At 67.4% G+C, this 6,592-nt stretch carries 6 protein-coding genes; 3 read left to right on the top strand and 3 right to left on the bottom strand.

Going from position 1 to position 6,592, the window contains the following annotated elements:
* Window positions 1–200 precede the first annotated feature (200 nt).
* Together VHB27_RS05550 and VHB27_RS05545 are read left to right on the top strand one after the other, a co-directional pair.
* Window positions 201–1,181 carry a hydroxyacid dehydrogenase gene (locus VHB27_RS05550; protein WP_325598036.1) on the top strand — a complete coding sequence of 327 codons (981 nt, stop codon included), beginning with the start codon at window positions 201–203 and terminating at the stop codon, window positions 1,179–1,181.
* 52 nt (window positions 1,182–1,233) lie between these two features.
* Window positions 1,234–2,034, top strand: coding sequence for an enoyl-CoA hydratase/isomerase family protein (locus tag VHB27_RS05545; RefSeq protein ID WP_325598034.1), 801 nt, complete (start codon window positions 1,234–1,236; stop codon window positions 2,032–2,034).
* Between the two features lie 137 nt (window positions 2,035–2,171).
* Here the strand turns inward: VHB27_RS05545 and VHB27_RS05540 are convergent, their stop codons facing one another.
* The 3 genes from VHB27_RS05540 to VHB27_RS05530 are packed head-to-tail and all read right to left on the bottom strand — an operon-like array spanning window position 2,172 to window position 4,825.
* A complete protein-coding gene (locus VHB27_RS05540; protein WP_325598032.1) occupies window positions 2,172–2,648 on the bottom strand; it encodes a MaoC family dehydratase in 477 nt (158 codons plus the stop codon).
* A gap of 36 nt (window positions 2,649–2,684) precedes the next feature.
* Window positions 2,685–3,440 carry an SDR family oxidoreductase gene (locus VHB27_RS05535; protein ID WP_325598030.1) on the bottom strand — a complete coding sequence of 252 codons (756 nt, stop codon included), beginning with the start codon at window positions 3,438–3,440 and terminating at the stop codon, window positions 2,685–2,687.
* The gene (locus VHB27_RS05530) at window positions 3,437–4,825 is read right to left on the bottom strand and encodes an FAD-containing oxidoreductase (RefSeq protein WP_325598028.1); all 1,389 of its coding nucleotides are present in this window, start codon (window positions 4,823–4,825) and stop codon (window positions 3,437–3,439) included. Before VHB27_RS05530 ends, VHB27_RS05535 begins: the two co-directional genes overlap by 4 nt.
* Window positions 4,826–4,971: 146 nt before the next feature.
* Between VHB27_RS05530 and VHB27_RS05525 the strand changes: the two genes are divergently transcribed.
* Window positions 4,972–6,459 carry a mechanosensitive ion channel family protein gene (locus tag VHB27_RS05525; RefSeq protein ID WP_325598026.1) on the top strand — a complete coding sequence of 496 codons (1,488 nt, stop codon included), beginning with the start codon at window positions 4,972–4,974 and terminating at the stop codon, window positions 6,457–6,459.
* Window positions 6,460–6,592: the final 133 nt, after the last annotated feature.

The following is a 6,592-nucleotide window of genomic DNA, read 5'->3' as shown; positions in this document are numbered from 1 at the left end:
CCGCCGGCGTGTACGACGTCACCTGGCGGTGCGACATGTTGCTGGGCAGGCCGGTGCCCCAGGTATGGATCTGCGCGTCGATGATCTGCATGGCGGTCCCCCTCGATCGTTGCCCGAAGGATAGCACCGGCCGGTGCGCTCGTGCACGCCGCGCCGACACGCGCTAAGGTCGCCGCCTCGACTGAAGGGAAACGTCGCCGATGGCATCCAACAAACGCAAGGTCATGCTGCCGCACACGATGGGCCAGCAGGGCATCGACGTGATCAAGGCTCGCGCGGATATCGAGACCGTGATCTACCCGGCCGGCATCAGCCAGGCGGACCTGCTGCCGCAACTGGCCGACTGCGCCGGGATCGCGCTGTCCGGCACGCCGTATCGGCAAAAGGAGATGGATGCCTCGCCCGCCATGCAGGTCGTGGCCCGCATCGGCGTCGGCTATGACGCGGTGGAAGTCCCGGCCCTGACCGCGCGCGGCGTGCCGCTGATGGTGGCGGGCACGGCGAACTCGACGTCGGTGGCGGAACAGGCCTTCCACCTGATGATCGCGCTGGCGAAGAAGAACCGCGGCATGGACGGGCTGGTGCGCGGCGGCAAATGGACCGACCGGCATGGCCACCTGCCCATGGAGCTTTCGGGCAAGACCGTCCTCATCCTGGGCTTCGGCCGCATCGGCACCCGCTCTGCTCGGCGCTGCGCCGCGTTCGACATGCAGGTGCTCGTCTTCGATCCGTTCGTCGATGCCAAGACGATCGCGGACGCGGGGTATGAACCGGTGTCGGACCTGGACGCCGCGCTGCCCCAGGCCGACTTCCTGTCGATCCATTGCCCCAAGAACCCCGACACCGTCGGGCTGATCAATGCCGCCCGGCTGGCGCGGATGAAGAAGGGCGCGTTCGTGGTCAACACCGCGCGCGGCGGCATCGTCGACGAGCCGGCGCTGTACGCGGCGCTGGCCTCGGGTCATATCGGCGGTGCCGGGCTGGACGTGTTCGCCGAGGAACCGGCGCCGGTCGGCCACGACCTGCTGAAGCTCGACAGCGTCATCGCGTCCCCGCACATGGCCGGCGTGACGACCGAGGCGGTGGCGGCGATGGCGGTCGCGACGGCGAAGAACATCCTGTCCGTGCTGGACGGACAGCCGAACCGGGAGAACGTGATCAACAAGGAGGTGCTGGGTTAGCCGGCTTTGCAGGCGGGGGCTTTCGCTCCCCGCCGATACGGGAGGACGCATGATGACCGATCCCTATGCGCGCTATACGCGGCTGCGATTCGACCGGCCGCATCCGAAGGTGCTGCGCATCACCATGGACAACGGCAGGATGAACGCGGCCGACGATGCGATGCATGCCGAGCTGGCGGAGATCTGGCGGGACGTGGATCGGGACGGCAGCGTGAACGCGGCGATCATCACCGGGGCCGGAAACGTGTTTTCCGCCGGCGGCGACTTCAAGATGATCCAATCCAACATCGACGATTTCCACGCCCGCACCCGCCAATGGCGTGAGGCTCGGGATATCGTTTATAACATTATCAATTGCTCGAAGCCGGTGGTCAGCGCGATGCGCGGGGTGGCGGTCGGGGCAGGCCTGGTCTGCGGGATGCTGGCTGACGTTTCGATTGCAACGAAAGACTGCCGGATCATCGATGGGCACACGCGGCTGGGGGTGGCGGCCGGGGACCACGCCGCGATCATCTGGCCGCTGCTGTGCGGGATGGCGAAGGCGAAATATTACCTGCTGCTGTGCGAACAGCTTCTGGGCGAGGAAGCCGAACGCATCGGCCTGGTCAGCTTGGCGGTCGAGGACGCGGACCTCGATCCGAAAGCCGTGGAGGTCGCGACGAAATTGGCCGAAGGCGCGCAGGGCGCCATCCGCTTCACCAAATACGCGCTGAACAACTGGCTGCGACAGGCCGGGCCGATCTTCGATACCTCATTGGGGCTGGAGTTCCTGGGGTTCTCGGGGCCGGAGGTGAAGGAGGGGCTGGCATCGCACCTGGAAAAGCGGAAACCGTCGTTTCCGCCCGGGGTGTGAGAGGCTTTTCGGCATAGAGCGGGACGAACCCCAAGAGCGCTGACCGGAACGAACCCGCGGCACCCGCATTATCCCCTCCACTATTATCCCCTCTGCGGCCGATATTATCCCCTCTGCGGCTGAGCGAACGCCGCCCCCTACGCCCCGCGCGCCTTCACCATCCGGAGCGGGCTGTACGTCAAAACCACCGTCCCGTCCTGCTTCCTCACCCGATTGAACGTCCGCACCAGCCCCCTGCCCGGCCGGCTCGCGCTGCGGCGGCTTTCGGTGACCTCGCATTCGACATGGATCGTGTCGCCGGCGAAGGTCGGGCCCTTCACGTCCAGTTCCATGTGCAGGAACGCGAACCCGGTGTGCTGCATCGTGGCGTGGACCAGCAGCCCCTCGGCGAAGGCATAGACCATCGCACCCGGAACGACACGCTGGGTGATGTCGCTTTCCGTCCGCAGGAACTCGGTGTTGGAGAACAACACCTCCGTCATCCCCGTCACGCCGATGAAGTTGACGAGGTCGGCTTCCGTCAATGTCCGGCCGATGGTTCGGAACTTCCGCCCCACAGGCAGGTCCTCGAAATAGATCCCCAGGCCCAGGACTTCGTATCCGTCGATTTCCATGCCGTTCGTTTCCCCTTTTCGTCTCGAAGCCGCCGTTCAGGACATCGTCAGCCCGCCGGACACGCTGATCGTCTGGCCGGTAATGTACGCCGCGTCGTCCGACAGCAGGAAGGCGATCGTTCCGGGATAGTCCTCCGGCTGGCCGATCCGCTTCAGCGGCACCGCGCGAGCCATCGCCTCGCCGATCTTGGCCCCGTCCGGCGACGCCGCCTTCACCGCGTCGAACAGCGGCGTGTCCGTCGGGCCGGGGCACAGCACGTTCAGCGTGACGCCCTTGCGCGCGACTTCCCGAGCGAGGGTCTTGGTGAAGGCGATGATGCCGCCCTTGCAGGCGGAATAGACCGCCTCCCCGGACGAGCCGACGCGCCCGGCGTCGGATGACACGTTCACCACCCGCCCGAACCCGCGCTTCACCATGCCGGGGACCACGACATGGTGCAGATGCAGGGGTCCATACAGGTTGATGGCGATGATCTTGTCCCACAGCGCGACATCGGTATCGACGAAGTTCCGGATCACGTCCCAGCCGGCGATATTGGCCAGGAAGTCGATCGGCCCGACCGCCTGCTCGAACGCCGCGACCGCCGCCTCGACCTCGGCGCGCCGCGTGATGTCGGTGCGCCGGAACCAGCCCTTGCCGTCGCAGCGGCGCAGCGTCTCGGCGGCGCCGCCTTCGTCGATGTCGAGGATGCCGACGGCGCACCCCTCCTCCGCCAGGCGGGTCGCGGTGGCTCGGCCGATCCCGCTCGCCCCGCCCGTCAGCAGCACCCGCCGGCCGGAAAGTCCTCTCATGGTTTCCCCCGCTCCTGTGTTTTCAATTCCCCGGCGATCGTCGGGATCAGTTCCGACACCGTCGGGTGGATATGCACCGTGCGCCGCAGCGTCTCTGCGTTCCCGCCGGCGGCCATGATGTCGAGCACGCAATGGACCGCCTCGTCGCCACCCGTCCCCAGCACCGCCGCGCCCAGGATCGCCTTGCTGTCCGCATCGACGACGAGCTTCATCAGTCCGCGGGTCTCGTCCTTCTCCCGCGCCCGTCCCACGCGCGTCATCGGCCGCTGCCCCACGGCGATCCGCCGGCCGGTGGCCCTGGCTTCCGCTTCCGTCATGCCGACGCGTCCCAGCGGAGGATCGGTGAACAGGCCATAGCAGGGAATGCGGTCGGTCACCTTCCGGTCGGCGCCGTCCAGCAGGTTCTCCGCGACGATCTCATAATCGTTGTAGGACGTATGGGTGAACGCGCCGCGCCCGTTGCAGTCGCCCAGCGCCCAGATGCCGGGCACGCTGGTCTGCAGCCGGTCGTCGACACGGATGTAGCCACGATCGTCCACCGCGATGCCGGTCGTCTCCAGGCCCAGATCGTCGGTGTTCGGCCGTCGCCCCGTTGCGATCAGGACATGGCTGCCCACCACGTCCGGCCCGCCCTTCTTGCAGTCCACGCCTGCCGAAATCCCGTTCGCGCCCGGTGCGAAACGGATGCATTCCGCCTCGGTCCGGACCGTGATCCCTTCCTCTTCCAGGAAGGCCTGGATCGCGGCGGACACGTCGGGGTCTTCGCGCGGGATCAGCCGCGGGCCTTTTTCGATGACCGTGACCCGGGACCCGAACCGGCGATAGGCCTGGGCGAATTCCAGCCCGATATAGCTGCCGCCGACCACGATCAGGTGATCCGGCAGCGTATCGGTCTCCAGAAGCGAGCTGTTGGTGAAATACGGCACCCTATCCACCCCAGGCAGGTCGGGGATCGTCGCTCTGCCGCCGACATTGATGAAGATCTTCTCCGCCGTCAGCACCTCCTCGCCCACGCGGACGGTCCGGTCGCCCTGAAACCGGGCATGGCCCATCATCAGGGTGCAGCGGTCCATGCCGCGCAGCCAGGTTTCGTTCCCCGAACTGGCGTCGTGCGTGATCTTCTGGGAGCGTGCATGGACCTTGGCCATGTCGATGCGCACCTCCCCCACCAATACGCCGAAATCGGCGGCGCGGCGGGCCATGTGGGCGGCATAGGCGCTGGCGACCAGCGTCTTGGTCGGCATGCAGCCGGTGTTGACGCAGGTGCCGCCGATGCGGTGGCGCTCGATCACCGCCACCGTCATCCCGGCGGCGGTCAGGCGCGCGGCCATCGACGGACCGGCCTGGCCGGTGCCGATCACGATGGCATCGAATGTGCGGGTCATGGGGCCTCCTCCTGCTTGTCCAACCGTTAGCACAGACCCGCGTGGAGCGCATGGACCTCCCGATGCGGGACGCATGGACCTTCCGGCGCGGCGCGCGCAAACCTGCTATATCGCAAATCCAACAACCCGGACCGGATCGGATCGCCGTGTCGCTATCGAACGCCATGAGCACCCCGTGGGTGGCGCTCTCCGTCGCGACGGCCCTGCTTCTGGCTGCGCTCGCCGACGCCCACCGCGATCCGACGCGGCCCTGGTGGCTGCGGCTGGGGATCCGCATCGTCGTCTTCGCCGCGATCACGTTGCTGTTGCAGCATTCCGTCGGCGTCCCCGCCTCCGACCTGACGCCGCTGCCACCCGGCCTGCGCATCTGGGCGCAACTGGCCGAGGTCGCCTGGTGGATGCTGGGCGCGCGCGTCGCCGTCGGCATCCTGCGCGTGATCGTGGTGCTGGAGGGACGGCCGCACGAGACCCAGATCGTCTCCGACCTGCTGGCCGGCGCGATCTATACCGCGACCGCGCTGGCCGTGATCAACTATGTCTTCGAGGTCCCGATCGGCGGCCTGATCGCGACATCGGGCGTGATCGCGATCGTCCTGGGCCTGGCGTTGCAGAGCACGCTGTCCGACGTGTTCTCCGGCATCGCGATGGGGCTGGAGCATGCCTACAAGCCCGGCGACGTGCTGTGGGTGGAAGGCGGGATCGAGGGCACGGTGCTGCAGATCACCTGGCGCTCCACCCAGATCGCCACGCCGCACAACAGCATCGCCGTCGTCCCCAACAGCGTCATCGCGAAGTCGCGCCTGGAAAACCGCAGCGCGCCCACGCCGACGCGCAGCGTCACCATCCCCGTCACCATCGACGCCCGGATCGACCCGCGCCGGTGCATCGAGGCGCTGCAGGCCGCCGCGCAGGCGTGCCGGATTCCGCTGTCCAGCCCGAAGCCGGCCGTCAATTGCGTCGGCCTGCAAGGCGACGGCAACCTGTTCCAGGTCCGCTTCACCGTCGGCATGAGCCGCGACATCGAGGCCGCGCGCACCGAGGCGTTGACCCTGATCCATCGGCACCTGCGGTCCTGCGGGATCGGCCTGGGCGCGCCGGGCGTCGATCCCCTGCCTGCCGCGCCGCCGCCCACGCTGGCGGACGTGATCGCGGACTCGGACCTTCTGGGCGCCCTGCCCCCGGACCAGCGCGCCCTGTTCGCCGACCATTTCGAGGTCCGGCACTATGACGCCGGCGCGATCATGGTGCGCCAGGGGGAGACGCCGGACGCAGTGTTCCTGATCGCGCGCGGCACGGTCGACGTGACGCGGACGGACGCGCAGGGCACCCGCATCCTGCTGCGGGCCAGCCCCGCCGACAGCATCGCCGGCATGGCGCTGATGACCGGGATGCCGTCCTTGTTCACCGCCACCGCCCTGACGCCGGTCCTGGCCTACCGCCTGGACCGGGCATCCATCGCCGCGATGATGCGGATCAAGCCGGAGCTGACCCAGAGCCTGGAAGCACAGGCGAAGCGCGGCAACGCCTGGATCCGCTGCGAGACCGAGGCGCATGTCGAGGACAACCATGGCAGGCCGGAGATGCTTCTGGTCCGGCTGCGGCAGTTCCTGCGGAAGCTGAACGCGGGGGTGTAAGGGGGCACTGAACTAGAGATTGAATGTCGTCCGTCATTTGCAGAGCCGGATCAAGGAGGCTTCCGGAAAACATTGCGCGCCGAAAAAGAGCACAGCTTGATTCACCCAACTATCTATGTATTATGCAATAAAA

The sequence above is a fragment of the Rhodopila sp. genome, assembly GCF_035548235.1.
Taxonomy (GTDB): Bacteria; Pseudomonadota; Alphaproteobacteria; order Acetobacterales; family Acetobacteraceae; genus Rhodopila.
The sequence above is the reverse complement of the archived record's forward strand: the minus strand, read 5'-3'. Positions and strand labels throughout refer to the sequence as shown.

Coding starts and splice junctions, on each gene's coding strand:
- VHB27_RS05550 (WP_325598036.1), top strand. CDS start 201: ATGGCATCCAACAAACGCAAGGTCATGCTGCCGCACACGATGGGCCAG.
- VHB27_RS05530 (WP_325598028.1), bottom strand. CDS start 4,825: ATGACCCGCACATTCGATGCCATCGTGATCGGCACCGGCCAGGCCGGT.
- VHB27_RS05545 (WP_325598034.1), top strand. CDS start 1,234: ATGACCGATCCCTATGCGCGCTATACGCGGCTGCGATTCGACCGGCCG.
- VHB27_RS05535 (WP_325598030.1), bottom strand. CDS start 3,440: ATGAGAGGACTTTCCGGCCGGCGGGTGCTGCTGACGGGCGGGGCGAGC.
- VHB27_RS05540 (WP_325598032.1), bottom strand. CDS start 2,648: ATGGAAATCGACGGATACGAAGTCCTGGGCCTGGGGATCTATTTCGAG.